Origin of the sequence: Bradyrhizobium sp. STM 3557 (assembly GCF_045571465.1) — a bacterium.
GTDB lineage: Bacteria > Pseudomonadota > Alphaproteobacteria > Rhizobiales > Xanthobacteraceae > Bradyrhizobium.
This window is the reverse complement of sequence record NZ_CP120697.1, coordinates 2,734,838-2,761,205: the sequence shown is the minus strand read 5'-3', so window position 1 is coordinate 2,761,205 and position 26,368 is coordinate 2,734,838. Positions and strand designations below refer to the sequence as shown.

Below are 26,368 nucleotides of genomic sequence, written 5' to 3'. Positions count from 1 at the left end.
ACGGGAAAGCGCTCCCCTCGTCTTTTGTACCATGACGAGGGCCCGCACCGCTCAGCCGGCTCGCCACGGGCACATCAGGAGGATCACAGGTAACAACCTTTGGTCAGGTTATTACTTCGTTATACGAGAAGACGCTCACCACGAGAAAATCGACGCTTTCCGGCCGAACATCTTTATCAGGACGAGGCAGTCTTGAGGCCATCCGCAAGCTCGAAGACCTACGGCCCTGCGGTCCTGCGCCGCTTTGCACTGCGTACGGCGATGCTCGCCATGTTTGCAGGCTTTGGCACACTGAGCTATGGTCGAGGCCTAGCAGCTCTACTGTGGCTGGCGATCATCATCTGTGCTGTGGTAGCCGCGATAAGGCGTGAACCGTTGTTCGGCGCCGACCTGAACCACTGGGATGAGATGACGGCTTTCGCCGCATTGCTTTGCATGGTGCTAAAACTCGATCAAATGTTCGTCAGTGGCTAAGCCCTCGTGGATACTCAAGTTAGGTTCGAAAGCGACTGTCGTTTGTAAGGAGTCCTCGAACTCAGGGTCCCGGAGGCTCTGGTCAGGTTGTCACCGCCTGCTCCCAACCTCATCAGAATCGCTATCGCACGCCCATTCGGCAAGCGGCATCAGGCGGACGCGTCAGTGGCTTCAATCGTGGCCATGTGGGCGCGAGCTCGCGCGTGCCCGCGTTCAGAAGCAGCTCCGATCCAGCGGCGAGCAAGGCAGAAGTCGGCGGGAACACCGTGGCCACCCCAATACATTGCACCTAGGGCAAACATCGCCCCGACATGCCCGCTGGCAGCCGCTTGCTCGAACAGCACCCTGGCCTTTGGCGGTGAAGCGGGACCGCCTCGCCCGTTGACCAGCATTTCGGCGAGCGCAACTTGCGCGTCCGCAAGCCCGGCGTCGGCCGCGCGAGCCAGCCAAATGCGCGCCCCAGCCGGATCGGGCTGCATTCCACGCCCGTCCGCGAGCATGCGGCCATAGGCATATTGCGCCTCTGGCAAACGCTCCGCGCTTTGCCGAAACCACACCGCCGCAGCTGTCTCGTCCAGCTCTATCCCAAGAGATCGGCCGCAGCATAAAGCCAGGTTGAAGGCTGCTGCGGCGTCACCCTCATGCGCTTGCTTCTCCCATTGCTGCCTAAGGTGTTTGGCCGCCGTCGGATCCGGCACACCTGCGAGCAGAAGATTGCCGGCCTCAGCCTTGGCCATCTGATTGCCGGCGTCGGCTGAGACCAAAAGCCATTGTAAAGCTTCCTTGGGATCACAGGGCAAATCCTTCCCTGTGAGATGGAGCTGGGCCAGGCTTCGCGCCGCCGTACCGTCTCCGGCTTGAGCCGCTCGGCGCAACCAGTTGGCCGCTTCGGGATAATTCGACGGTAGCAGGCCAGAGCCGAGGTAGAGGTCGGCAAGCCGTCGCGCGGCATCATGATTGCCGGCACAAGCCGCGCGACGGAGCCACGTTTCGCCCCCAATGAGATCACGCCTGCCGGAGATGCCTTCGATCAGCAAAGCTCCCAAGGATGTCTGGGCGCCGTGATGACCCTTCTCAGCCGCGCGTTGGAAATACGAGACTGCAAGTTCGAGATTGCGCGAAGTGCCTCTGCCGTCCTGATGCATGAGCCCGAGAACATAGGCGGCCGCGGGAATGTCTTGGATGCGCTCGAGCAGAGCTCGCACGACTCCCCAATCCTGGAAAGTTGCCGCATGTCTGGCTTCAGTCAGCGCGTGCCCGAGTATGCCTTGTGGACACCCGGTCATTGCGGACTGCGTGTAGAGCTCCCGCGCAGATTCCAGATCAACCATCGATCCTGGGCCGAAGGTGAGAATGTAAGCGGCGAGGGCCTGAGCTTCGCCGCAGCCGGCTTCGGCGGCTCGAAGAGCCCAGCTCAATGCGGACTCGTAATCCGGCTCGCACTTTGCGCGGACATCGAACAGCGCGTTGAGCGCTGTACTCCCCTGCTCTGGCACGGGTGCGACGCCAAGCAGGTGAAGTGCCGCAAGCCGTGTCTGCGCTTCCACGATACCGCGGCGAGCCGCGAGGTCCAACCAGCGCAGGGCCTCGGCCTGACAGGCCGGCAGATAGCCGCCGTGCAGGTAGCCGCACCCGAGCCGATAGGCTGCGGCCGCGTTGCCAGCCCTCACGGCACGCACCAGCAACTTGACCGCCGCGGAATGCTTGTCGCGTTGGATGAGGCGATTTGCGCGGCGGACGCAATGATTGGAGAAGGCGGTTGCGAGATGATGGGGCAGCCGCATGCTCAGCTCACGGCTCTCGCATGCCTTCATGGAACACGGGAAGCGTCGAACCGAGCAGATAGCTCAGCACAGTGCGCTTTCCGACCTTAATGTCGACGCTCACAGGCATACCCGGTATCATTCGAAATTGCTCGGGGACATCTCTCAATCCGACTTTGTCGATCGATATACGGGCACGGTAGAACGCATCGGTGTCCGTGCTCACCACGGGGCCGGTCGGATTGCGCGCTTCGCTCTGGGCGCTGAAGCTGTCGGGACTGACGATGTGCACGGCGCCTTCTGCGGCGCCGTATTGCGCATAAGGGAACGTATCGAACTTTATCGACGCCGGGTCGCGCACGTGAACGAACCCGTTCTCGCGCGCCGGAATATTGGCCTCGACCTCCATTTGCGAGCCGATCGGCACCAGCGTCAGGAATTGCTGACCCGACTGCATGACCGAGCCGATGGACACTCTGGCAACCGATTGAACCACGGCGTCCGTCTGAGCCCGCAGTTCGACCAGTTTGCGCCGGTGCGCCGCCTTGGTCAGCTGCTCCTGCGTGTCCTCGGCCTTGGCCCTCGTTTCCGAAAGGGTCTGAGAGGTCTCGGCAGTCCAGCCCCGCAGGAAGGCGTCACGTTCGGCCACAAGGGCATCCTGGTCTCGCGTGGTTGCCTCCGCGGTGTTTTCGGCATCGCTCAGCGAACGTTGGACATCGAGACGCGAGTCAACTGCGGCAAGAGTATTGATGTGGGTGCCCGCATGCAGGCTTTCGAGCTGCTTTCGCATCTGCTCAAGATCGTGCGCGATTCCAAGTCGTTCGCGATATGTGGCAGCAGCCGCGCGTGAACGGGCCAGGGTCGCGTCAAGCTCGTGGATTCGATGATTGTAGTTATCGAGCTTCGCCTGGTGCTGGGCCTTACGGGCGGCATAGATGGCGGCCTGCAAAGACCAGCTCGGGTCTGTTCCTTCATAGCTGAATGGCGCGCCAGACGCCTCCGCAGTCAGCCGCGCAACCTCGGCCTGGAGCTTATTGCGCTGCGCCTCGAGGGCCGCCGCATCCGCGCTGACGAATGTCGGATCGAGCCGCGCCAGCACCTGCCCCGTGTTGACGACCTCGCCCTCTCGAACGTCGATAGAGCGCACGATCGCGGTCTCCAGCGGCTGTACCAGGATAGTCGGCGCCTGTGAAACGACCAACCCGCGCGCGCTCACCACGCGATCAATCGGGACGAGCGCAATGATGGCAATCAGCACTACTACCATGCTGCAGATAAGCGACACGAGGCGCGCGGCCGATGTCGGGACCGGAGCATGAACGACGGCCGCGGACGGCGATTGAAAATGCAGCAAGATTGCGTCTGCGCTGGACGGCTCGCGGGCCGGAACGGTGCGAGAACCTGTCATGCGCGCCCTCCTGTGGCGGCCACGCGCGGCACGGCGATACCACGAGCGGCGGATTCGGAGTAGCGGTTCTGCTGAGCCCAGAGCTGGCGATAAAGGCCGCAGCGGCTCAGCAATTCGGCGTGCTCGCCGACGTCGACGACACTGCCGTCGTCAATTACCATAATCTGCTGGCATTGCACGATCGAGCAAAGCCGGTGTGAAACGACGATCATTGTGCGCCCGCTGGCGATGCGCAGCAGATTGGCGTTGACGATCGCTTCGCTTTCGGGATCGAGCGCGCTAGTCGCCTCGTCGAGGATGAGGATCGCAGGCTTGTGGATCAGAGCCCGCGCGATTGCCAGGCGTTGGCGCTGCCCGCCGGACAGGTTGGGCGACCCCTCTTCGATGTAGGTCTCGTACCCGCCGGGCATCTGTTCGATGAACTCCTCGGCGCCAGCAAGCCGGGCTGCCTCGATGACGTCAGTCAGCGTGAAGCCCGGCCGACCGGCGATGATATTTTCGCGAATCGAGCCGCGGAACAGAAAGTTATCCTGCAGGACGATCCCCATATTCCGACGCAGGTGCCTCAAGTCGATATCGCGAAGGTCAACGCCATCGATCTTGACGCGCCCCTGGTAGTTTCGATTGATGCCCTGCAGCAGGCGGGTGACCGTCGACTTCCCCGATCCACTGCGGCCAACAATGCCGAGCGTGGTCCCCGGCGCCACTGCGAAGCTCATCTCCTTGACGGCCGGGCGGTCCACGTTCGGGTATGAAAAGGTCACATCTTTGAAGCTGACCTCGCCGATGAACTGCGGCCGCAGTCCGACCACGCCTGCCGTCGCCTCAGGACACTGATTGAGCACGAGCGCCGCCTCTCCAATGGCCGCTCCGACCTCTTCGAGATCTTCCAGCAGCCGGACCAGACCGACCAGCGGTTGGGCCACGCGCTGGCTCAACATGTAGAACGCAAACAGGGTCCCCACGAGATAGCCGCTCGGCCCGCTGATGGCCATGGAAGCACCGATCAGCAGCGTGCCGAGCACCATGAAGCGCTCCAGCGGCATCACCAACGTCTGAGGCCAGTTTGCCATTCGGGAAAACGCGATCCGCCATGATCCGGTCTCGGCAACGCACTCGTCCCAGAGCGCGCTACGTTGCGGTTCCAGAGCCAAAGATTTGACGGTCTTGATGCCGACGATCGTCTCACCGAGTGCTGCCGATTTGCGCGTTTCAGCCTTGGCGACGCTGCCGTAGATTGCCCGCATCGGCTTCAGATAAGTCATGATAATCAGCGCGATCGCCGCCGCGCATGCCAGCACAATGGAGGCGAGAATCGCATTGAGATAGAACAGGAAGGGAAGAAGAACGACCAGCGTAACGAGATCGAGCAACGTCGTGAGCAGCCGGCCTGTCAAGAACTCCCTGATGCGGTAGACTTGGCTAATCTGGTAGAGGATCTCGCCGGCAGGATGCCGCTCGAAATAGTCCAGCGGCAGGCGAACCAAACGGTTGAAAACATGCAGATTGAGCTTGGCGTCGAGCCGCGCGCTGACCACGGCGACGATCAGGCGTCGGGCGTATCCGAGAAGTGTCTCATAGACCATGGCCGTGGAGATTAACAATGCAAGCAGGATGAGCGTCGAGACACTCTGGAATTGCAGAACCTTGTTGACGGTAGCCATGACCACCAGCGGGGGAAGAATGGTCAGGAGGCTGATGACGAGTGATGAAAGCGCCATCAGGCGGAGCGGCTGCCGTTGCTGCAGGACGAGTTTAAGGATCCAGCTCAGGTTGAAGGGCGCATCTTCGGCGCGCTCGCGGCAGGCGCGCAACAACACCGCCTCGCCGTCCCACACCCGGGTCAAGCGGAGCTCATCGACCAGCACTTCAGGCTCGCTCGAACATGGATTCTTCAGACGAACCAGCCGTCGTTGGGCGTCTACGCCGGTCAATAGCGCAGCGTTTCCGTCGTTCAATACCAGCACGACCGGCCCTGTCTCGCCGAGGCGAAACAGATTGCGCCAACGGATCCGGACGGCGCGCGACCAAAGGCCGCCGGCCTGGGCCCACTCCGACAGCGCGGCGGCAGTCACGTTGTCAGATCTGCGGAACTCTTTCTCGTCTAGCTCAATGCCGTGATAGCGCGCGGCTTGCATTGTCGCGGCCAGCGGGGAGTCAGGCGCCACCATCTCATGCGAATTCATTCTTGCGCTCCGCTCCGTGCGCATTTCGTTACTTGGCCAGCTCAGCTCGGACGAACGGGCGGCGGCCATCGGCCGCCTCCCAATAGTCATCAGGAATGCTGAAGCTGCGTTATCGGCATGGTGTGAGAGGTACCGTCGAGGCTGTTCGTGGCCGCTCCAACGGTGCTGTTCTGGGTCTGATCAGTCGCGGCGCCGCGTTGGTTGCTGACTTGCGAGGGAACCAACGAACCCGAACCGCTCAGCACACTTCGAACTTCGCTACTCCACAACCGCTGAGGGAATGCTGAGTCAGGATTTTCACCGGCGAGGCCGCGTTGGAGAAAACCCAGATGCTCGAGGCTACCACAGACGTCCGCCGTACGAATTGGGATCGGGCTTCCGGAGCTTCCGCCTGTGCTAACCGTGGTCCCGCTCGAGCTTGTTTCGTTGGCCCCCGTGCCCGAGGCCCCGCTGTTGCCGCCGGCAGCGCCTGCGATTCCCGTGCTGGCGGTCGGGCTCGTGGTGGTGCCGCCGGAGCCGGCGTCGTTGGTACCGGTGTCTGAAGTGCCGGCTGAACCAGAACTGGACGTCGACGAGCCGGAGCTTGATCCGCCACTCGCGGCAAGGGACTCAGCCACCTGCAGATGCTGCTCGAGCACCGGGAGTGATTGCCTGGCAAAAGCGCCGACGGGATCATTCTCCTGACCGACGAACGCGAATTGCACGATTTCCTTCACGTGATCGACGACCATATCGCGCGCGAAATGGGTGTCGAACTGAGCTCCCGACAATCGGCTCAGCTCCTGCAACGTTGCGCGCTGCTCCGCGTCCGGCTGGCTTGGAACCGCTATTCCCATAGATTGCGCCAAGGCCTCAGCTTCCTGAAGATTGGCGGTGTGGTCCGCCACCAGTGTCTGACCGAACTGCTTGGTCTGCTCCGAACCGCCGTTCTGTTCCGCAAGCTGTCCCACTTGGATCTCCGCAAGATCACCCCGAATGGCTTCGCGCAGGAATGCGGCGTCGACCTTGGCATTTTCGGTGCTCGTCTCCCCCGTCGGCGTGCCACCACCGCCTGCAGTGTTCGTGCTTGTGCCCGACGTGCCGGTCGCCCCGCTCGTACCGTCTCCAGCTCCCATGATCATGGTCTCTCCCGTTGTGATTCCAGCGCCTGCGGCGTTCCCACCCACGCCTGGGCTGTCGGCCGCCCCGCTCGCGCCGCCACTCGTGTTAGTGCCGGTCGCTCCCATTGTGGTGCCGCCAGCACCTGCGGTGTTCGTACCCGCTTCCGACGTGCCGCTCGCACTGTTGGAATCGGAGGTAGCAGCCGAGCTCGTTCCGCCGCTCGCGGCGAGCGACTCAGCGGACTGCAAATGCCGCTCGAGCACTGGGAGAGATTGCCGTGCAAAATCGCCGACTGGATCAGCTTTCCAAGCCTCGAATGCGAACTGGACGATCTCTTTGACGTGATCGACAACCATGTCCCGTGCGAACTGCACATCGAACTGGCTTCCTGACAAACCGCTCAGCTGCTGGAGCATCGCGCGTTGCTCCGCGTTTGGCTGCGAAGGAGCCGCTATCCCCAACGATTGCGCGAGCGCCTCGGCCTGCTGAAGATTGGCCGTATGGTCAGTCACGAGCGTTTGTCCGAACTGCTTGGTCGCCGCCGAGCTGCCATTCTGCTCCGCGAGCTGGCCGATCTGGATCTCGGCCAGATCGCCCTGAATGGCATCCTGCACGAAAGCACGTTCCACGCGGCCCGCTTCCGAAGAAGTCCCCCCGCGCGCCCCCTCCGTCGGGCTTGATTGCAGCTGTCCACACTCGCCGCGAGCGGTTGCGGGCTCGGAGATGTTTCCGGAGTTTCCAACAAACCTAATCATGCTGTCTCCACTTCAACTATCTGAGGAGTTCGGTTACTTCCAGTTCGGCAACGACGACCGAACGTCATCCTCAAGGATGACTACATTTTTGGGCCTCTACAAAACTCGATCGTGTGACTGATCGGTTCGCCAGATACGGCCCACATGCCGGCATTCTGGATGCCGCGATGAGTCGGCGCATTGACTCATGTAAATGGAGATACGAATGTCGTTGCGATATGCGAAAATCTTAATGCAAGCTAACTTTGGGCCTAAGCATGAAAGGAGCTATGTCCGCATCCATGTTTAAACGCAGTCAATGCTGATCGCTCTGTGCAAAACAGTGATCACGACCGCCCGGAAGGCATGCTGTCGTGCGCGGCATCCAAGCTGCCGATCGTAAGCGCCGTCCTGGCGCCATCTTCCGCCAGGGATCATTGTCGGTGGTCGGAGAATGAGGAGCTTCAACACATGACATGACTATTTATCCAGGCCTGGAGCCGGCGCCTCGCGGCGGATTGGTTCACTGGCGCGGGGCGGCGACGCGAGTGGAGCGCGAACAGGAGGCTGCGATCTTGGCCGAGAGCTACGCAGCGACCAGCAACGCTTGCAACGCCGCCCCGCGGCATGGAGTGACGCCAGGGAGTTTGTTCACATTTGACGGAGCGCGGCTCGGGGTCAGGCGGCAGCGGGACGAGGAGATGGACCCACATGCCCGCCCTGGCGTTGCTTCGCGATATCAGTTGCCTTGAGACCTATGATGTCCCAAAACCCCCCTCGACTGATTGATACCGAGTTCCTCCGCGTCGCCTATCTGGAAGAGGGGCCGTCGGACGGCTGGCCAGTCGTCCTCGTTCACGGCTTTCCGTATGACGTGCACGCGTTCGAGGCCGACGCGCACCGCCTGGCCGCTATCGGCGCTAGGGTCATTCGACCGTATGTTCGCGGCTACGGCCCCACCCGCTTTCTGTCCGACAGAACGATAAGGAGCGGCCAGCAGGCCGCCCGCGGGCTGGATGTCGTCCAATTGATAACCGCCCTGCAGCTGACCCGCCCGATCCTTGGTGGCTTCGATTGGGGCGGCAATGCATGCTGCGTCGTCGCCGCGCTCTGGCCGGAGCAGGTCGGCGGTCTAGTTTCATACGCCAGCTACGACATTATCGATGTGGAGCAGCAGAGGTCGGCCTTCGCACCCTCGCTCGAGCGCGTCTGCTGGTATCAGCACCTCTTCCAATCAGAGCGGGGCCGAGCCTGCCTGCAAGAAAGCCGCGTGGAGATCAGTCGGCTGCTGTGGCGCGAATGGTCACCTGGCTGGACGTTCGATATGGCCACCTTCGACCGGACGGCCCGCGCATTCGACAACCCCGATTTCGTCGAAGTCGTGATCCACGCCTACCGCTGCATGCACGGCCACGCCGCAGGTGATCCCATGTTTGAGCCGCTTGAAAACCGACTTGCGGGACGTCCTCCAATCACGGTGCCTTCCGTGACGATCGATGGTGCCGCCGACCCTCTCAAGCCGGGCGGCACCCTGGATCACGCACGCCTGTTCACTGGCCCTCACGAGCATCGAACCCTGCCGGTCGGGCATAACGTTCCGCAGGAAGCGCCAGGCGCTTTCACCGAGGCGGTAATGACGGTACGAACTTGGCAGACTTAGCTCGTAGCTGGATTAGCGGAGTGTAATCTGCCATCCGCGACTCTTGATGATCGGGTCGAGGAGTTGCCGGACGACGAGGCAGCATGGCGCGAGCACCAGCTTTGTTGGCGCGCTGTTCAAGGACACGGGCGGCAAGCTTCGCCCAGCGCCACGAGTCGAGCTTATGTCGGGAAGCGATCGGCCGAGGCGATGCGGACGCTGCGCCTGCTGCCGATGCGCACGATCGCTGGCTATACCGCATCCTGGCCGGCCTATTGTTACGAATTCGAGGATTTGCTAGCGCAGCAGGGCGCAGGCAGGGCGAATGTCCTAATAGACCCGATAGAGGATGCCTCCGGCTCGATACCGCTAAAAGTGCCGGACCCAGGCGAGCCAAAAGGGTGCTTCGGAAATCCCTTTGAATCAAATAGCGACGCCTGTTCGACGCTATTGCTGTCGAAGAAGCCGTTTCAGGCCGGCACAAGCGCTTGGTTCCTGATCTTTTAACTCTCTACAATCTTAATCGTCGAGGCGCCGCCTCGGACAGAAAAAATGAAGAGTTGGCCGGGAGAGCTGTCCTAGCGGCAAATAGCGCAGCACACATGCGAGAGGACCACAATTCATGAGGACTTGGAGAGCGGCCTTGTCGCTTGCCGTATCAGAACAGCCGAACCACCGTATGAGCGCGAGGAGGATTGGGCCGCGAGCTACATAGCTAAGTCGGAAAAATATGCCACGCCACTCGGCAAGCCGTTTGTCATCAACTGTGGTGCTAATCTTCTGAGTGCGGCCATCGGCCACTGTGACGTTGCTTACGCGGTATATCCCGGCGTCGGTGTGAGCTATCGATTTCGACCTTACTACGGCCTAAGTCCGATCCCGATCAACCAGGCAATTACGTACGACAGGTTGCTTCGCGAGGTCATCGGACACGCCCTAGTCAAGGACTGTCCTTGGCCAAACCAGTGACTTATACCCCAAGTTAGCGGGTTGTCCGCTTCTGGGCCCTAAGGCGAAGTCTAAGCTGCGATTGAGGATGTCCGCTCACGTGTCAGAGGCGGTCGACGCGGTCGGCTCTTCGTCGAAAGGCTGAATTGGCCGATGCTGGGAGAGTTCGGCGCTATGCCTGCTGAGTGGCGCCGCGGCAGTGATCGCGCTGTCGAGAACGGTTGGCTATGGCCGCATGAGAGCGGCACCCATTACCGCATCACAGACACGGGCAAAGACCTGTTCGCCTGATTGCCCAGCGGGTTAGGAACAAAAAAAGCGCGAAGCGTCGGTCCATTGTCCCGGTTGTCCGGGACATATAGCCTCGGCTCGCGTCCGGGGCATATAAGCCTCGGCCCTCGCAGAGCACCCCCCGCCCGTGCGAGGCCGCTTTTTCGGACCGGTTCGATGAGACGCATCCGCCCTCCGCAACCACCGAAGCGCCTGACGGCCGCCCCATGACCGATGCTGATTTTCGCGAGCTGCACGACCAGATCGCCGACTTCGACGACGTCGAATGGATCGACGACGGTACACGCGAGATCGTTGAGCTCTTCATGCCGGAGCTCGCTGACAAATTGCCAAATCGAAAAACAGAGACCTTTGATCAGGCTTTCGGCAGGATGGGCGGTGCAGCCGGTGCGGAAACATCCGAAGCGCAGGAAGAGCGCGATCAGACGTCCGCGTTGAGACCTAACCCGCAACTCGGAAGGCGAGAGCGGCTCTCCACCGAAAGCTGCCCTTCCAATTCGCCGATGATCTCCTCGTCCGGTCCGCACCAATCAGCGGCCGTGCACTCAAGGTGTTGATAATTGACGAGGGAATTCGAAATCCGCTGTTATCATATGAGATTGTCGGAACAAAGCGGTTCGGGAAACTTCGGCAGCCAGGGCATGCATGCTTTCTCTTGAGGGGCCCCAATGCCGTCCACCATTGAACCGCTCGTTTCCGCTCATGTACGTATGAAGAACCGGCGAGCGCTAGAGAATATGAGAGAACTTCGGCGCCAGTTGCTGCAAAACGTGCACTCCGCGGCCAGCATCGATCCACGCCACGCTCTAAAAGACATTTATGACGATCTGCGAGCGATCGAAGAGGGGTTGGAGCAATTTCGATAGGACTGTGCCTGCAATGACCAACAAGATCCAACCATCGCCGGTTGGAACAACTCCAAGCCCCCTAACCTGCGAGCGCTGCGGGACGTCGGCGCGGCTGGCGGTCGCCCCCATCTTCGATCCCAAAGCGAACCGGCCGGTGCGGGTCTATGCCTGCGGCGACTGCGGCCACCTGACCTGGCACGAGCGGCAGGACGCGCCGGCCTAACCTACATTATACTAGCGGAGGGGCTGGTCAGACCGGAGTTCGGGATGGCTGTCAAACTGCAGGTGTGGATCGAACAATAGGTCGAGCCCGTGCGTGGGCGCACCGGACGCGGCGCCGAGCTCACACAAAGATGCTGCAACGGTCGTATGAGCGATTCCAGGTATCGGAGGCGCTCCTGCGTCTCCGGTTGCCGAGAGTTTGGCATCCACAGCGACCAAAATCGCAGACGGATAACGACGCCACTTAGGAACGAATTGATCGGTGGAGCGTCGCCAGCTCGCCCCGACCGCATAAGGGGCACTCGCCCTTAACCCCGTGCATCATACCCTGCGTGCACGGGGTTTTCTTTTGTGTAGCGCCGATCCGAAGTAACGAAGCCGCAGATCACGTCAACAGCGGTCATGCCCGCCGACAGGAACGAATTGCAGGTTCTACTCTTTGAAATACTGGTCTGTGGCTGGATAGCTCGACTTCAGCTTCCCGCCATCCACCCGGGACGGCCCGTCGTCGGATGCGCGCGTCTGGTGATGGGCCGGCTCTCGCCGCGCCGAGCAGCGCGCTGGCGACCTAGAGAACGCCTGGCAGTGGAAGTGTGAGAGCGGCACATGTCAAGCTTAACGCCCTCGGGCACAGACCTTCGTTGATCGCCACGCCGTAGGAACTAAATTAAATCCGAAGCGTCGGCTAACTGCCCCGCCCCCACGGGGCAGCGCGCGCGTAAGGCCCTGTGCGGTCCCCTGCCCCCAGCATCCGCACGGGGCCGATCATCGCGACAGCGAATGTCATGATGCGCCACCCCAAGCAGCCACACCTAACTGAAAAATGTCAGCTTTGCGGCTATAAGTAGTAGCCAATGTGTTCCCACAAGCTCCGGCAATTAGTTTAGACTCGTCCTACTTTCCGTTCTTGTGGCCGGGGTTTAGAGGGGTGTCATCACCGCGCGGCTATGGGCGTCCATCGCACAGAGAGACGCTACTGCGCTCCCGCCTGCTCGGAGTAAGCGCATGCCAGTCGATACCAGGGAAATCATTATTCCAACGGCAAGTGCGCCAACGATCAAGTGCGATCGTTGTGGCGCTCAGCCGAAGCTCTTAACGAGGATGCTAGACCCCCGACAGGGGACCATTCTTCGCATATACATGTGCCCGTGTGGCGAGCAAACATGGACCGCGAGCCGAGAGTAAGGCCGCCTCGCTTGGCGGCTCTGTTTTCCAGCGTGCATTGGGCCATGTATTCGGCGAGAAGGTGGGGACCGCTCGGCTTGCGGCGCGCGCCGCTCTGGCCTGAAACGTGCTCAGAAGCCGTTTGGCCGTCGAGGAGAGACGTACCAACTCGTCGTTATCGACCGGGTCGCCCCGGAGCATTGCCGTTCGCCGGCTGACCCGTCGCCGTGGGATCTAACGTTCAGCAAGGCCATCCTTGATCTGTGCATCAGCCACGGTGATGCTGGGATCGTCCTCCACAAACCTGAAACTCAGGCGGCGGTCGAATATCGACTGCTCGGGCACGAGCCGGCGGAACTCGTTGAAGGCCATTGCAATACCCCGGTCGAGCTCAAGATCGTTGATCGGATATTCAAAGAAGTGCTCGCTGTCGAGCATCGCAATCATCCTACGCACCGCCATTTCAGTTCTCCGAGGGGCCAGGGCTCATTGGTCAAGGTCATCAAGTAGATGCAGCGTGCTTCGTTCCTGGGCGAGAAGGCGGTCACCCTCTTAGGTTGCAGTCTGTTGACGGTAGCTGGCCAAGAGCTTGAGCAGATGCGCGGCCTGAGACTTGCAGGCCTGCGCGGGGTCCTGCGGCAGCGCGATCACACACGCGACGCCATCTTGCGAGGCGGTGTTCTTCAGCAGCCATTCGACCTCCGAAGGCGTGCCGCGGATGCGGACCGAATGCGCGACGATGAACCGACCGTCCGGCATACGGCCGATCTTCGTGCCGACCGTCCAGTCCGGGTCATTGCCTTCCGTCTTCGGCGTTGCCGCCAAGTCCCAGCCGCGAACAAACTGCGTCCCCTTCGGGATCGCGTCGACCACCTGGCACCATTCGCGGCGAAAGAGCAGGCCTGCAGCGGCGAGGATTTTCCAGTTCCCGCCGAGAAGCCGCTCGCGCTCGACCAGCGGCAGCGCCATCAGATTGGCAATGTAGCGGGATCCGCAGCCATCAAAGCGCGGTTCTCCGTGACCTTTGCCGGGATGAACGTCAGCGACTTCGGCGGAATCGGCGCCTGGTTGCCGTTCTCATCCGGCGCGGTGTGCGCGGCCAGATCCTCCGGGCGATCGGCCCAAATGATCTCGTAGCCGACGCGGACAAAGCCATCGAGGAAGCCGCAAAGGTTCATGGCTACAACACGCCAGACGGCATGGAGCTGGCGACCCTACGCACGCGCCGTCCGAGGGACCCCGAGCTCGGCGAGCTCATCAAGCATTGGCAGACTGAGGCCAGGGCGCTGGGGTTCGAGGTTGGCCGGAGCTTCGATCAGATGCGCGTCATTGCTAGCGGACGCTCTCACGCAGGAACAGCAGAGCCATGCCTCCTCCCGGGTTACGCAGGCATCAGCGCAACGGTTTCTGCAGCTGCTACGCCGGCCGAGCACCAGAGCGCCGCCCAGCTCGGTTCGACGCTCGCTGCTACTCGCAGCTCTAGCAGCAGGAGCAAGTCTGGCTGCAAAATCTGTTGCTGCTGAAGAAGATCAGCCTGGCAGCAACGAGCGACCGCAAAAGGGTGACTTTCTCGTTCACTTTGAAGGAGAACATGCGGGCGGAAATCATCACTCCGAGCGATCTCACAGTCGGCGGGCCGCCTGTGCACGCTTGGCCGAAGGACCCGAAATCGTCAGTGATCCGCAGGGGCTCGCGGCTCAACGAGATTGTTCTCATAAGGCTTGATCCGGGCGAACTCGACGAGAAGTCTCGATCGCGATCGGCCGACGGCATTGTCGCCTATTCGCTGATTTGCACTCACGCCGGCTGTCCGGTCTCGCAGTGGGTTAAGGCAGCAGAAGGCGACAAAGAATATTTTGAAATGTCCATGTCACAACTCGGAATTCACTCCACGAGAAAGCGCGCAAGTCGTGTTCGGACCGGCGCCCCGCCGTCTGGCGGCGCTTCGGCTCGCAATCGCCAATGGGTCGCTCACAGTGGCTGCAGCATTCGTAGGAAAAGTGGGCGCCTCGCAGGGGTAGCGGTAGCGCGGTCGCCGAGATCGTTTAACTGAACGGCATTCCATCACGGCGCATGGTGCGAATTCGATCCGCCAAGTCGCAAGAGGCCTTGCTACAGCCGACAGCAATCGGTGATCGAGCGAACAGCACCGCCTGACGCGGGCTGCATCGTGCAAGCCCGCATTGTGGAAACTGCAGCATCGCGGCCTTCAAGGCAAAACTGCAGAGTCCCAGAGGCTCCCTATCATCCTAACTTAGGTTGTGCAGTCTCCTGATCCAATATCTGCGTGGGCTTGTTATGTGTCGGCCGAGTACCCACTTTTAGGAGGCCACCGCGCTGCTCGTGGCTTCTATCGGTGATGAGAACGCTAGTTGCGCTCCGCCGAAAATAGGAGCACCACCATGTTGAAGCAATTGCCAAAGCTTGAGTATCGTCTGTCGCAAGAAGCAAGCAATTTGCGTAAGCAGGCCGAGGGCATGCGGGAAGGAATCTATCGCGACGAACTTCTTCGCAAGGCGAATCAAATGGGTGTTGCCATTCAGGTCAATTACTGGCAACAGGTTCCGGCCCCCGTGCCACCCGGGTCGGGGCTTCGCCCGACGCGTTCGGCGATGGGCCGGTTCTCGTAAGGCCGCCTCAGTGGACGGCCTCTTTTGTGCCAAGTGAGCAGTGTCTGCTCCCGGTCGATTCCGTTGAAAAAGTCGGCAGTTGCGACGCAGAGATATCGATGATTCAGTCTGTCTAATTGGGCAGGACTGAAGATCATGATGGGGCATCGGCAAGTCGAACAGGCTGCGTTGTTCTATGAGTTCTCGCTAGAAAGGCACATCCCAGCCGACCACCTCCTGCGGTCGATCGATAGGTTCGTCGACCTGGAGGACCTGCGACGGGAGTTGGCACCGTTCTACAGCAACATCGGGCGGCCCTCGATCGATCCGGAGCTGATGATCAGGATGCTCCTGATCGGCTATTGCTTCGGCATCCGATCGGAGCGGCGGCTCTGTGACGAAGTCCACCTCAATCTGGCATACCGCTGGTTTTGCCGTCTGGGTCTGGACGGGACTGTCCCTGATCACTCGACGTTCTCGAAGAACAGGCACGGCCGCTTCCGTGAGAGCGATCTCTTCCGCCGCGTGTTCGAGGCCGTCTTGCGCCGGTGCATCCGGGAGCGCCTGGTCGGCGGCGAAGGATTCGCGGTCGACGCGAGCCTGATCAAGGCGGATGCCAATCGGCAGAAGGGCATCGAAGGCGACAAGGGGCTTCCACCGGAGGCTGCCAGCCGAGCGATCGATGAATATCTTGCTGTTCTTGATGATGCCGCGTTCGGCGCCGCGACGGAGGTCACGCCCAAGTTTGTGTCGCCCTCCGACCCAGCGGCACGCTGGACGGGAGCGCACGGCGGCCAAGCCTTCTTCGCCCTACTCGACGAACTATCTGGTCGACGTCGAGAATGCGATCATCGTCGATGTCGAGGCGACCACGGCGATCCGCCAAGCAGAAGTGTTGGCCGCCAAGCGCATGATTGAGCGTTCACTCGAAAGGTTCGATCTTTATCCAAGCCGGCTTCTCGGCGACAGTGCCTATGGCTCCGCTGAGATGCTCGGGTGGTTGGTCTACCAGCAGGGGATCGAGCCGCACGTGACCGTCTTCGACAAGTCGGCCCGCACCGACGGGACTTTCTCGCGCGAGGCCTTCACCTACGACTATGCTGCGGACGTCTATCGCTGCCCCGATGGCAAAACCCTCACCACCACAGGGAGGCCGGTGAACGACCATAGGACGATCCTCTACCGCGCGAGCAAGCACGATTGTCAAGCATGCTCTCTGAAAAGCAGGTGTTGCCCCAACACCCCGGCCCGGAAAGTTCCACGCTCGATCTACGAGGGCGCTCGCGACATGGCGCGCGAGATCGCAAGCTCATGGGAAGGCCGCACTTCACGCCGGCTCCGCAAGAAGATCGAGATGCTGTTCGCGCATCTCAAGCGCATTCTCAAGCTGGATCGGCTGCGCCTAAGAGGACCGAACGGCGCACGCGACGAGTTCACCCTCGCGGCCACCGCTCAGAACCTTCGTAAGATGGCCAAGCTGATCCCGATGCCTGCACCGACGCCCGCGTGAACCCCACCAAGCCAAATTCGTTCGTGGAACAGCGGTCTTTCGCGACGAAACTACTGCCGACTTTTTCAACGGAATCGGTCCAAAGGCGGCCTTCGGACTTCGGACTGCCCACTCTGGTTGATCCGTAAGCGCACATGCTGGCACAGACCAGGAGGTCCGAAACGAGGCCAACACGCGACATGAGGCCGCCACGTGATTAGCACAAGGTCAGTCGCCTTCGCCTCGAACTCTCGCAAGGCCTGTTCGGCGTCCGCTCCCAGCTATTTCTTCTTTGCCGGTCCAAAATCCGGCTGCCAGGCGGCTTCCTTGCGGTTCGGAGCTGCGGCGATCACTTTGGCTTTTTCCTTCTTCGGCTTCTTGGCTTCCCGATTGCCGCGCTGCTGGCCCTTCGCCATGTCGCTCTCCTTTGATTTGCGTTCGTCGAATTCATCCAACTGAAGCACCCGTCCGCCGCGTGCACACCCTGACGTTCATATTTCTCGCGCAGCAGTTCCTGGCGAGGCGAAGCACCATCGCGCCGCGGCCCAGATTGGCTGCCGCACCGTATTCGTCGGTCCCGCTGACAGATACGGCACGCGGGCTGACCTAGCCATTAAGGACGGCCGATGCGCACACGAGAAGCAAAAGAAACAGTGGTACGATCACTGGCGGCACGATCCATTCCGAGATGCGAAAACGCGCTATCGAACGCTCCTGCGAAGCTTTCGGCGGGAGCACACGCGCCCCTCAGTCATCGATCGATGCCGTTGGAGGTGCGGTGATGGGCGTAACCTTACGCCTGCGTCACGGCAATAGCGAGCGCTAAAGTGCCTCGTCTTCGAAGGCCTCCTGCGGCATCGTCGCGAGGCCGCATGGTGGGATGGTGCTGGCTATTGCGCAAGCGCTCTCGAGGGTCGCGGCCGGCGCGAATGGCGAGGCTGCGGACAATGCGCGCACCGTCGCCTCGCAACTCGACCAGGTGGCAAGCGCGTCGGCTGAGGTTCGTCGAAGGGCGGATGCCGCCATCGTGCCGTCCCTGAACTACGATCTTGACCGCCTTCGAAAAGACGCTCTTGGCCCAACCGACTGCAACGGAAAGCCTGCCTGCCGACTTGGTCCACGACTGGCAGTTGCCGGACGGGCCCGCGCCGTGCAGGCGCTAACCAAAGACGATGCCAACGATGTCGGCGTGCTGCGAAATTCGCTGAGGCCGTCCTTGCCGCCGAATCCGCCACGGCGGGAGCTGCGATTAGCTATTGCGAGTGCGCCAGGATCGTGACCCGCGCCTTCGTGGAGGCCGTCACGCGCGGGATCGAATGGATTGCTGAGGGAGGCTCATATCTGCTGCTCCGTTGATCGAGTTGCTATGCATCGAGCACGCGCGTGAAGAACCAATAGCTGCCGAGCGCAGCAATAAGCGCCGAAAGCAGGTAAACCAAACCTGCGGCCCTTACCGGTTTGCTCCTATCGACCGCCGTAAGCTGGTCAAGGGCGATCAGCACGGGAACGACCATTGCGACGATCGCAACCTGGCCGATCTCGACGCCGATGTTGAAGGCGGCAAGCGCCGGGGCGACAGCGTTGGTCGGCAGCCCGATTTCCCGAAGCGCACCAGCAAAGCCGAAGCCGTGAATGAGCCCGAATGCAAGAGTAACCCGCCAGCGGCCGTCGATATCGCGGGTGAAGAAGTTTTCCATCGCGACGAATATGATGGACGCGGCGATGGCGGGCTCGACGACGGAGCTGGGAATGACGACGATCTGGAGCGTCGCAAGCGAAAGAGTTATGGAATGAGCAACCGTAAAAGCGGTCACGACCTTGATCACAGGCACGAGCCGGCGGGCCCACAATACGACGGCGACCAGAAAAGCGAAGTGGTCATAACCTAAGAAGATGTGCTCGATTCCGGCGAGGAGATAGCGCTCCATCGTCGAGAGCAGTGACGGCGCAGGCGCTGATAGCGTGACCGTGGTATTGGCGGCGTCAAGCAGCCCTTGCTGAGCATTGTCGCCCGTCCCGATCAGCACCACCTGGCGCGCTGCGGCATCGACGTCGGTCAACACCGTCGACCGGTAGACGATATCGCCGTCGACATCGCCGCACCCAAAGCGGTTGCGGAAGATCACGCCGTCGCCATCGGGCACGAGCGCGGGCTCGTCCGGCACGCAAGCCTTGCCGTCGGTGGTGGCCACGGCAATATGCGCAGCGACGTAGGCGATGATGAGTGCGGCCGACGCCTGAACCAGCGCCGGATCGACCTGATCGCGCGGCGCATCGAAAATCCTGGTCCCGGCGAGGCGGTCGGCATCGCTGCCCTTTAGTCCCACCTCGATACTGACGCTACGATTGTCTCCCAATGTGACGCGTGCAGTCGAGAGATTGACTTGATGTGCCCGGGCCTCAACCATCACACCAAGTGCAACCGCCAGTTCCAGCAGCACGCGCCGCAGTCTCACGAGCCTGCTCCGACGGTCTTGAGAAGCTCCGTAAGACGCTTCGGCTCGAACTCCGCCACGGTGACGATCGCGCCACCGGGCGCCAGCCGGGCATAGCGATCGAGCCGGTCGGCAGGCGCGCCGAATTCAAGCCGCGCTAGAACTGTCGAGCTATCGCGCGCATAGAACAGTACGATCATGGTCGGCAAAGCGAGGCCGTATCGGGCGAGGTGCGCTGCATCGCCCGGCGCGACGTGCGCTTCGGCCACGGCCGGATCGAAGCCGCTGAAGACAGCATCGATGATCCTCGCCTGAGCCGGATCGGCGATATGAGCGTTGCCGCCGAGGCCATGGGTGTGCTGGCCGAGGTGCCTGAACCAGTTTCCGGCAGGGTCACGCTCGAAGCGAGTAAGCTTGCCACCCGTCACGATCTCGATCGCCCACACCTGCGCCATCGAGATGGGCAATAAGAGAGCCGTGCTACGGTTCGCGGCGGCGGAGCCGGCCCTGTCCTGCAGCCGCCGTGCCATGTCGAACAGGAGACGCCACTCCTCCCCGACATGGCGCGGCATCAGGTAGACCGTCGGAGCGCCAGCGAGCCTGATATAATGCGACGTGCCGGCCGGGTTTGGCGTGCCAAAGTTCACGGTTGCTGCGACCGCGGCAGCGGTCTCGATCACGGCAACCTCGGCCGGTGGATCAAGCCCGAACGCCGCAAAGCTCTCAGAGCGGAGCTCGGCAGCGGAGATCTCGCGCGACGCTTCGCTGATGTTGAGGAACTTCAACGCTGTCTCGATGTGCGCGGCAAGCTCGGCCGGCGCCGCGTCGTCCACCCCTTCCATGGCCCACCCGTTTGGCCCGCGCCACAATGCGACGCTTTCGGCGCCGGAGCGAATGGCGATACGTTCAATCTCGGTTGGCGCAATGCCAACCAGCCCCTTGGACGCGGACGCTGGATTGCCGTGCAGGCCCGGCCATTGCCCGGACATGACCAAGGCGACAAGAAGCGCAAGCAGCACGGCGAGCGCGAGCGGCGTTGTCCATCGCGCAGCCGGCAGCGTCCCCGCCCTCACCGCCGCCTCCACCACATTGCCAGACCGAACAGCGCCGTGCTGAGCGGCAGCACCATCTCAAGCACGACGAAGGTGTTGCGCATCTGGGCGCTGGTCAGCACGATTTCGGGCAGATTGTATGTTCGCGGGGCGATGTTCGGCGACGGGTCGTCCTCGGCAAGCCAGCGCATGATGCCGATGGCCAATTCGCCATTGGAAACATAGGAAAAATATTCGTTGGTCGCGAATTTGCTGGTGCCCGATATCACCAGCCGGAAATGCTTGTCAGGAGAGGCGCCGGGAAAACTTCCCTCGATCGCGACCGCCAGCGCCTGCGCGCCGTGCTCGACCTCAGCAGGAGCCGCCACGCTCGCTGGGACCATCATGCCGCCTGCAGCGGAAGCCGGCCGCAGGTAGCTGTCCTGGGTGCTGGCGGCAAGGACGCTGCCCATCACCGTCGCCGGTGGCCGGCTGAAACGAATCGGCCGCACTTGCGCAAACACTGTGAGCGCCAGTCGTGCCGTGATCGGATGCGACGGATAATAAGGTACCGCCACCTTGTCCGGATCAGTGCGAAAATGATTTAGCGGATCGATGACGATCGCGGGCTCGCTTGATAGGCCGAGTGGGGTCAGCAAGCGGCTCTGCAGATCCGCTTCGATCGGGAACTGCGGATCGATCAACATCAGCAGCCGTCCGCCGCGGCTTAGATAGTCGGCCAGAAGATCTGCTTCGCCCGCGGCAAATGCCGTTCGTGGACCGATCTCAGCGACTACGGCGCAATCGTCCGGAATGGCATTCGCCGTCGCCATCACCAGCGGGCGCATGGCAAAGCCAATCTCGTTCAGCGCCAGCTGCAGGCGGTCGAGTTGCTCGGGCTGGGCGACCAGTACGTCGCCCGCGCCCGGCACATCGTGCCCTCTCAGCGTTTCGACATGACTGAAATGATAGTGGTCCGGTGTCGGCCGGAATGTCTCACCATGGCCGGTCACGAAGCAGACCGTCTCGGCGCGCTCTCGAAGCACCCGCAGCGCGGCGTAGCCGAGTCCCGCCGCGTCGGTGACATTTTCCACGAGCACTTTGCGATCGGCAGCCTGCAGCACCGCGGTGTTATAGGCATGCACGCCGATATCGCGCGCAAGCCCTGGTTCCTTATCGAGATCGATGGCACGGAAGGTTAGCAGCGGATGGTTGCGTGCCGCGGCCTGGATCATGTCCCGCACGCGGTGTGCGTTAGGGTCGCTGGTATTATAGAAATAAACCAGCGACAGCGGCGACCGCAGCGCGTCGACGACGTCAGTCAGTTGCGCCGGCGGCGTGTTCAGTCCTTCGCGGGTTGCGTCGAAGTGCACGTCGTGGCGATAGAGAGCCACGTTGGCACCAACGACAACCCCGAGCGCGCCGCTGACGATCAGGGCGTTCGCGGCGAAAGCGGTCCACCACGAGCCGCGGCCGCGCAGCGGCAGGCGCACCGCCAGCGCGAACAGCGTCAGCAGGATCAGCGCCCATGCCGCGAACAAGAGGCTGTTTGCGATCCGCGCGGCAAACCCCGCAAAGCCGAGTGCGCCGAGCACGACAGCGGCGGCGATCAGGGCTGCGACGATAAGATCGAATCGGGCGAGCCGCGACATTCTGTGCCCCCTAACGCCGCGCCAACGCCCGTACGGTCAACAGCAGCGTCAATAAGGTAACGCTCAGAAAAAAGCCAATGTCAGAGAGATAGATCGAGCCCACGGCAAACGGGCGGAAGTGCACCGCAAGCGAGAGGTTCACCACCAGCGTGTCCGCCGGGCTCGGCAGCAGCCAACCGAAATTATCGATGATCCACAACAGCAGGAAGATGCTGAGCGAGATCAACGCGGCGATGACCTGGTTGGCCGTGAGCGCCGACGCCAAGAGCCCGGTGCCGATCAAGGCTGAGCCTAACAGCAACAGCCCAAGGTAGCCGCTATAGATCGGCCCGAAATCGGGATCGCCGAACCAGGCCAGCGCCGCCGCGTAAGCGCTCGAGAGCAAGAGCATGACGACGATCAGGCTCATGCTGGCGAAATACTTTGCCAACACGATGGCAACCTCGGATACTGGGGAGGTCAGCAGCACCTCCAGGGTGCGCAATTTTCGCTCCTCAGCCAACAGCCGCATGGTAATCAGCGGCGCGGTCAGCATGAACAGCACGAACATCTGGAAAAAGACATGCACCATGCTGGGCTGGTGACTGATGAACAGGGTGAGCGTGAAGCTGTAGCCCATGATCAACAGGAAGACTGTCATTGCAGCATAAGCGATTGGAGACGAAAACAGCGCCATCTCCTCCTTGCGCAACAGAGTTGCAAAGCTCCTCATGCCGCTACCCTCGGCGATCGCCGGGTCAGATCGAGGAACACGCTCTCAAGATCCGGACGGATTTCGGTCAGTTCGGAGATCACGACGCCAGCGCCGGCTAGCGCCGCGGCGACCTCCCCTGCAACTGGGGCACCCGGCTCGACCATGATCAGATAACGCCTCGGGCCTGGTCCGGCGCCGGATTCGACTACGACATCGCGCACTCCGGGAATGGCGGAGACGAGACTTCGGAAGGTCCCCTCTGCAGTCAAGCTGCCAACACGCAACATCGTCCCTTGGGCTTTCTCTTTCAGAGCGTCGGCGCTCAGAAGCCTGCCATCGAGCAGAATCATGACGCGAGAGGCGATCTTTTCGATCTCGGGCAGGATATGCGAGGCGATCAGCACCGTATGGCTTCCCGCCAGCGATTGGACGAGATCGCGAACGGCGATGACCTGATGCGGATCGAGCCCGCTGGTGGGCTCGTCGAGCACCAGCAGTTGTGGATTTGCCAACAGCGCCTGCGCGATCGAGACGCGCTGGCGGAAGCCGCGGGAGAGTTTCGCCGTGAGCAGTTTCAAGACCCCGGTGAGGTCAAGCCGCTCGGCTGCGGTATGCACCGCAGCCTTTGCGGCCTGCCCGCGCAATCCTCTGAGATTGGCCATCAAGTGCAGAAACTCGCCAACCCGCATGTGATCATAGAGCGGCGCGTCCTCCGGCACATAGCTGATCACGCGGCGCACCGAGAGAGAGTCTGCCACGACGTCATGGCCGGCGATCTCGATGCGGCCGGAGGACGGCACGAGATATCCAGCCAGCATGCGGAAGATCGTGCTCTTGCCCGAGCCGTTCGGCCCCAGCAGGCCGACGACCTCGCCCGGCTCAATGGCAAAAGACACGTCATTAACGGCGCGGCGCGGCCCGTACCATTTCGTGACCTGCCGCGCCTCTACGAGAGGAGACATCAACTTACCAGACTGAGATGCCGCAAACAGATGCGCGCCCCGAACCACCCCAACACGATCCCGGAGGCACGGTCCGGGATCGCCGGCCGCTTATGAGACCCCGTTCGATCATTCGTAATATTCGGGCGAGTGCTTGTGCGCCTTGTAGACGTCAGGATCATGCGCGAAGATGATGTCGCCACCCTCGGCGTCGTGCAACCGCTTGACCCAGGCGTAGGCGTCGAGCATGCCGACCGGATCATAGACGCTGCCGATGCTCGGCAGGATGTTCTTGTCGAGATTTTCTTGCAGATAGACGGCGTCGCTGGTGAGCACGACCGTTCCCGTCTTCGGCAGCCGTACCACCATGATCTGGCTGCCGGGCGTATGGGACACTGTGCGATGGATGTAGACGCTGTTGTCGCCGAACAGATCGAGGTCGCCGTCAAGCTCTATCGTCTTGTACTTGCTCGGCATCGGGCCCCCGACGTCGTTGCGCAGCATAGCGAAATCATCGCTGATGAAGAAGGTGGCATAGCCCGGCGCCGGCCAGAACGCGTTCCTGATCTCGTCGCGCTGATAAACGAAGGTCGATTCCAGAAACTTGCCGATATTGCCGGCATGATCGACATGGAAGTGACCGAGCACGACGTACTTGATGTCGGACGGCTTGACGTTGATCTTGCTCAGCTGAGTGTCGATGGCGATATCAGGCGAGCGGCCCGGATCGAGCGCCTTCACGAATGGCCCCCAGTAGTCCGGATTGGTAATGATCTTGTCGTTGTTGCCGCAGTCGAACAGCACGTCGCCTTTCGGATGGCGGATCAGGAAGAAGCCCACGGGGATCTGGACCTTGCCGCTGGCACCGTTCTGGATGATCGACTTGTCCAGGTTCAGCGCTCCCGAGCTGAACACGTAGAGCTTCATCTCCTTCGGAGCGTCCGCCGCCACCGCCTCGGCGGCTGTCGAAATCAGTCCTACGATCAACAAGCCAAGGACCCTCGCACCGCGCATCAGCATGTCGCCCTCCCGGTTTGATCATTTTGTTTTGTATTTCTGTGTTTGCGTCTGACTTGGTCGTTCTCCGCGTTTGTCGGACGTTAGGTTCATACCACAAACGGTGTCGGTTGTGCAGCTCCTGGCCCGACCCACACGATGAAATTGCGCGAGCGGCTTTGCTGCGCGGCAGCAAGATCACGGTCCTCTGGCCGCCTCCGCAGCACGAGCCTATTTCACAGGGCGAGATATTATTGGAGCCGCGGTCACCGGTATTTCTCGCCTGATAGTCGGCATCAACGATCTACCCGCCTTCGATCACGGCCGCGTCGCTCGACATAATGACAGTAGTGATGACCGCGGCGCCCTCGCTGGTTCGGGTCAGTCGCAAATGTCAGTTGATCACAAAGCTGTCGCCGATCTACAGTCGGCCGCCTGAATAAGAATAGCTGGCCGTCTTCAAGACAGGCGACAGTAACAGGTTCACTGGGAGGTGCGGTTCCATGAGCGCAGTCTTCACGCGTCGCACTGTGCTGGCCGGTGGTACCGCCAGCCTGCTGACGGCTCCCTGGGTGGCCAGGGCACAGGCGAACACCTTGCGTATCGGAATGCAAAGCATCCTGTCGGGGCCAATCGCGCTGCTCGGGACGTCGTCGCGCAACGCGCTGATGATGGAGCAGGATCGCATCAATGCTGCCGGCGGTTTCCTTGGCCGACAGATCGAAATCGTTTACCGCGATTCGAAGGGCCAGCCGCAGGAGGCCGCCCGCATCGCACGCGAGCTGGTGAACAGCTCAGGTTGCGAGCTCCTGATCGATGCCGAGGCGTCGTCCGCCTCCTTCGCCGTCCAGGAAGTCGTGCGCGATCTCGGCGTCGTCGCCTGCATCCACACTAACAGCGAGACCTCGTCGCTGACTGCCGATCCCAAGATCCGCGCGCCCACCGCGTTCCGCGTCGCAAGGCAGGGCGTGCACGATGCTATCGCGGGCAGCATTTATCTGTCCGCATACGCCAATGCCAAGAAGCTGAACAAATGGGCGACCTGCTCGCCTGACTACGCCTACGGCCGCGACACCACCGCGCAATACCTGCAGTTCTTCAAACAATTCAAGCCGGACCTCGAGGTGATCACGGAGGCCTGGCCCAAGCTCGGGCAGCCCGACTTCACCGAAGTCATCACCAAGCTGATCCAGGCGAAGCCGCAGGCGCTGTTCACGTTGCTTTATGCAGGCGACCTCTCGGCCTTCGTGAACCAGGGCAACATATATGCGCTGTTCTCGCAGATAGCCGTGGCTACGCCCAATGTCGATTATCCGGTGCTGGCCGCGATCAAGAATTTGCCGGCTGGCATCCAGTCGGCGACCCGCTACCTGGAGACCTTCCCGGATACGCCGGCCAACAAGGAATGGGGTCAGGCCTATTTGAAGAAGTGGAACGAGCGGCCGACCAACTGGTCCTGGCAGAACACGGTCGCAATGACGTTCTACGAGCAGGCCATCAAGGAGGCCAACACGCTGGACGGCAAGGCCCTGGCCGCTGCGCTGACCGGCATGAAGATCAAAACGCCTTTCGGCGTCGACGGTACGATTACCATGCGCGACGACCACACCACGATCGGCTATGCCATTGGCTGGGGCCAAACCATATCAAAGGAGCCGTTCATCGTCGATGTGAAGGCCGCCGACTGGAGCAAGATCATCGAGCTCGAAACGGAGTGGAAGAAGCAGCAGAAGTACATCTGAG

Annotated in this window: 21 protein-coding genes and 2 pseudogenes; 9 read left to right on the top strand and 14 right to left on the bottom strand. The window is 61.5% G+C overall.

Annotated elements, in window-relative coordinates; all coding sequences use genetic code 11:
* The first annotated feature begins 192 nt into the window (after positions 1-192).
* On the top strand, positions 193-474 hold the full coding sequence (locus P6U24_RS12535; RefSeq protein ID WP_407159424.1) for a hypothetical protein: 282 nt from the start codon (positions 193-195) through the stop codon (positions 472-474).
* A 149-nt stretch (positions 475-623) separates the two neighbouring features.
* On the opposite strand, the gene P6U24_RS12530 is transcribed toward P6U24_RS12535, so the two are convergent.
* The 4 genes from P6U24_RS12530 to P6U24_RS12515 are packed head-to-tail and all read right to left on the bottom strand — an operon-like array spanning position 624 to position 7,561.
* Positions 624-2,258, bottom strand: a complete 1,635-nt coding sequence (locus tag P6U24_RS12530) for a tetratricopeptide repeat protein (RefSeq protein WP_407159423.1) — start codon at positions 2,256-2,258, stop codon at positions 624-626.
* Positions 2,259-2,265: 7 nt separating this feature from the next.
* On the bottom strand, positions 2,266-3,645 hold the full coding sequence (locus P6U24_RS12525) for an HlyD family type I secretion periplasmic adaptor subunit (protein WP_407159422.1): 1,380 nt from the start codon (positions 3,643-3,645) through the stop codon (positions 2,266-2,268).
* Positions 3,642-5,900 (bottom strand): peptidase domain-containing ABC transporter, encoded by a 2,259-nt coding sequence (locus P6U24_RS12520; protein ID WP_407159421.1) that lies wholly within the window; start codon positions 5,898-5,900, stop codon positions 3,642-3,644. Before P6U24_RS12520 ends, P6U24_RS12525 begins: the two co-directional genes overlap by 4 nt.
* A gap of 20 nt (positions 5,901-5,920) precedes the next feature.
* Entirely contained in the window at positions 5,921-7,561 is a 1,641-nt protein-coding gene (locus tag P6U24_RS12515) for a DUF4142 domain-containing protein (protein ID WP_407159420.1), read from the bottom strand.
* Positions 7,562-8,426: 865 nt separating this feature from the next.
* On the opposite strand from P6U24_RS12515, the gene P6U24_RS12510 reads away from it, so the two are divergent.
* The 4 genes from P6U24_RS12510 (at position 8,427) to P6U24_RS12495 (ending at position 11,615) form a co-directional block, all read left to right on the top strand.
* Positions 8,427-9,326 carry an alpha/beta fold hydrolase gene (locus P6U24_RS12510; protein WP_407159419.1) on the top strand — a complete coding sequence of 300 codons (900 nt, stop codon included), beginning with the start codon at positions 8,427-8,429 and terminating at the stop codon, positions 9,324-9,326.
* Positions 9,327-9,515: 189 nt separating this feature from the next.
* Positions 9,516-9,812, top strand: a complete 297-nt coding sequence (locus P6U24_RS12505; protein ID WP_407159418.1) for a hypothetical protein — start codon at positions 9,516-9,518, stop codon at positions 9,810-9,812.
* A 938-nt stretch (positions 9,813-10,750) separates the two neighbouring features.
* Positions 10,751-11,101, top strand: a complete 351-nt coding sequence (locus tag P6U24_RS12500) for a hypothetical protein (RefSeq protein ID WP_407159417.1) — start codon at positions 10,751-10,753, stop codon at positions 11,099-11,101.
* Between the two features lie 322 nt (positions 11,102-11,423).
* Complete coding sequence (locus P6U24_RS12495) at positions 11,424-11,615, top strand: hypothetical protein (RefSeq protein ID WP_407159416.1); 192 nt, start codon at positions 11,424-11,426, stop codon at positions 11,613-11,615.
* A 1,397-nt stretch (positions 11,616-13,012) separates the two neighbouring features.
* Here the strand turns inward: P6U24_RS12495 and P6U24_RS12490 are convergent.
* From P6U24_RS12490 to P6U24_RS12480, 3 genes are all read right to left on the bottom strand, one after another.
* A complete protein-coding gene (locus P6U24_RS12490) occupies positions 13,013-13,216 on the bottom strand; it encodes a hypothetical protein (RefSeq protein ID WP_407159415.1) in 204 nt (67 codons plus the stop codon).
* Positions 13,217-13,330: 114 nt separating this feature from the next.
* On the bottom strand, positions 13,331-13,747 hold the full coding sequence (locus P6U24_RS12485; RefSeq protein WP_407159414.1) for a hypothetical protein: 417 nt from the start codon (positions 13,745-13,747) through the stop codon (positions 13,331-13,333).
* Positions 13,747-13,956, bottom strand: a complete 210-nt coding sequence (locus P6U24_RS12480; protein ID WP_407159413.1) for a hypothetical protein — start codon at positions 13,954-13,956, stop codon at positions 13,747-13,749. Before P6U24_RS12480 ends, P6U24_RS12485 begins: the two co-directional genes overlap by 1 nt.
* 229 nt (positions 13,957-14,185) lie before the next feature.
* Here P6U24_RS12480 and P6U24_RS12475 point away from each other — a divergent pair.
* The 3 genes and pseudogenes from P6U24_RS12475 (at position 14,186) to P6U24_RS12465 (ending at position 16,897) form a co-directional block, all read left to right on the top strand.
* Positions 14,186-14,799 (top strand): annotated as a pseudogene (locus tag P6U24_RS12475) (ubiquinol-cytochrome c reductase iron-sulfur subunit).
* A 381-nt stretch (positions 14,800-15,180) separates the two neighbouring features.
* Positions 15,181-15,408 (top strand): hypothetical protein, encoded by a 228-nt coding sequence (locus tag P6U24_RS12470; protein ID WP_407159412.1) that lies wholly within the window; start codon positions 15,181-15,183, stop codon positions 15,406-15,408.
* Between the two features lie 135 nt (positions 15,409-15,543).
* A pseudogene (locus P6U24_RS12465) lies at positions 15,544-16,897 on the top strand (transposase).
* Between the two features lie 260 nt (positions 16,898-17,157).
* Here the strand turns inward: P6U24_RS12465 and P6U24_RS12460 are convergent.
* From P6U24_RS12460 to P6U24_RS12430, 7 genes are all read right to left on the bottom strand, one after another.
* Entirely contained in the window at positions 17,158-17,292 is a 135-nt protein-coding gene (locus P6U24_RS12460) for a hypothetical protein (protein ID WP_407159411.1), read from the bottom strand.
* A gap of 948 nt (positions 17,293-18,240) precedes the next feature.
* Complete coding sequence (locus P6U24_RS12455; RefSeq protein WP_407159410.1) at positions 18,241-19,332, bottom strand: HupE/UreJ family protein; 1,092 nt, start codon at positions 19,330-19,332, stop codon at positions 18,241-18,243.
* Positions 19,329-20,384 (bottom strand): DUF4340 domain-containing protein, encoded by a 1,056-nt coding sequence (locus P6U24_RS12450; RefSeq protein WP_407159409.1) that lies wholly within the window; start codon positions 20,382-20,384, stop codon positions 19,329-19,331. The genes P6U24_RS12455 and P6U24_RS12450 overlap by 4 nt, the downstream gene beginning before the upstream one ends.
* Positions 20,381-21,994, bottom strand: coding sequence for a Gldg family protein (locus P6U24_RS12445; protein ID WP_407159408.1), 1,614 nt, complete (start codon positions 21,992-21,994; stop codon positions 20,381-20,383). The genes P6U24_RS12450 and P6U24_RS12445 overlap by 4 nt, the downstream gene beginning before the upstream one ends.
* Before the next feature lie 10 nt (positions 21,995-22,004).
* Positions 22,005-22,670 carry an ABC transporter permease gene (locus P6U24_RS12440; RefSeq protein WP_407159407.1) on the bottom strand — a complete coding sequence of 222 codons (666 nt, stop codon included), beginning with the start codon at positions 22,668-22,670 and terminating at the stop codon, positions 22,005-22,007.
* A gap of 32 nt (positions 22,671-22,702) precedes the next feature.
* Entirely contained in the window at positions 22,703-23,650 is a 948-nt protein-coding gene (locus P6U24_RS12435; RefSeq protein ID WP_407159406.1) for an ABC transporter ATP-binding protein, read from the bottom strand.
* Between the two features lie 108 nt (positions 23,651-23,758).
* Entirely contained in the window at positions 23,759-24,649 is an 891-nt protein-coding gene (locus tag P6U24_RS12430) for an N-acyl homoserine lactonase family protein (RefSeq protein WP_407159405.1), read from the bottom strand.
* A gap of 479 nt (positions 24,650-25,128) precedes the next feature.
* Here P6U24_RS12430 and P6U24_RS12425 point away from each other — a divergent pair, with 479 nt between their 5' ends.
* Positions 25,129-26,367, top strand: a complete 1,239-nt coding sequence (locus tag P6U24_RS12425) for an ABC transporter substrate-binding protein (protein ID WP_407159404.1) — start codon at positions 25,129-25,131, stop codon at positions 26,365-26,367.
* Position 26,368: the final 1 nt, after the last annotated feature.

Excerpts from the sequence above, each read along its gene's own strand:
- P6U24_RS12490 (WP_407159415.1), bottom strand. The coding sequence starts at position 13,216 with ATGCTCGACAGCGAGCACTTCTTTGAATATCCGATCAACGATCTTGAG.
- P6U24_RS12425 (WP_407159404.1), top strand. The coding sequence starts at position 25,129 with ATGAGCGCAGTCTTCACGCGTCGCACTGTGCTGGCCGGTGGTACCGCC.
- P6U24_RS12485 (WP_407159414.1), bottom strand. The coding sequence starts at position 13,747 with ATGGCGCTGCCGCTGGTCGAGCGCGAGCGGCTTCTCGGCGGGAACTGG.
- P6U24_RS12480 (WP_407159413.1), bottom strand. The coding sequence starts at position 13,956 with ATGAACCTTTGCGGCTTCCTCGATGGCTTTGTCCGCGTCGGCTACGAG.
- P6U24_RS12445 (WP_407159408.1), bottom strand. The coding sequence starts at position 21,994 with ATGTCGCGGCTCGCCCGATTCGATCTTATCGTCGCAGCCCTGATCGCC.
- P6U24_RS12505 (WP_407159418.1), top strand. The coding sequence starts at position 9,516 with ATGCGGACGCTGCGCCTGCTGCCGATGCGCACGATCGCTGGCTATACC.
- P6U24_RS12530 (WP_407159423.1), bottom strand. The coding sequence starts at position 2,258 with ATGCGGCTGCCCCATCATCTCGCAACCGCCTTCTCCAATCATTGCGTC.
- P6U24_RS12430 (WP_407159405.1), bottom strand. The coding sequence starts at position 24,649 with ATGCTGATGCGCGGTGCGAGGGTCCTTGGCTTGTTGATCGTAGGACTG.
- P6U24_RS12470 (WP_407159412.1), top strand. The coding sequence starts at position 15,181 with ATGTTGAAGCAATTGCCAAAGCTTGAGTATCGTCTGTCGCAAGAAGCA.
- P6U24_RS12435 (WP_407159406.1), bottom strand. The coding sequence starts at position 23,650 with ATGTCTCCTCTCGTAGAGGCGCGGCAGGTCACGAAATGGTACGGGCCG.
- P6U24_RS12495 (WP_407159416.1), top strand. The coding sequence starts at position 11,424 with ATGACCAACAAGATCCAACCATCGCCGGTTGGAACAACTCCAAGCCCC.
- P6U24_RS12525 (WP_407159422.1), bottom strand. The coding sequence starts at position 3,645 with ATGACAGGTTCTCGCACCGTTCCGGCCCGCGAGCCGTCCAGCGCAGAC.
- P6U24_RS12520 (WP_407159421.1), bottom strand. The coding sequence starts at position 5,900 with ATGGCCGCCGCCCGTTCGTCCGAGCTGAGCTGGCCAAGTAACGAAATG.
- P6U24_RS12510 (WP_407159419.1), top strand. The coding sequence starts at position 8,427 with ATGTCCCAAAACCCCCCTCGACTGATTGATACCGAGTTCCTCCGCGTC.
- P6U24_RS12500 (WP_407159417.1), top strand. The coding sequence starts at position 10,751 with ATGACCGATGCTGATTTTCGCGAGCTGCACGACCAGATCGCCGACTTC.
- P6U24_RS12460 (WP_407159411.1), bottom strand. The coding sequence starts at position 17,292 with ATGGCGAAGGGCCAGCAGCGCGGCAATCGGGAAGCCAAGAAGCCGAAG.
- P6U24_RS12440 (WP_407159407.1), bottom strand. The coding sequence starts at position 22,670 with ATGGCGCTGTTTTCGTCTCCAATCGCTTATGCTGCAATGACAGTCTTC.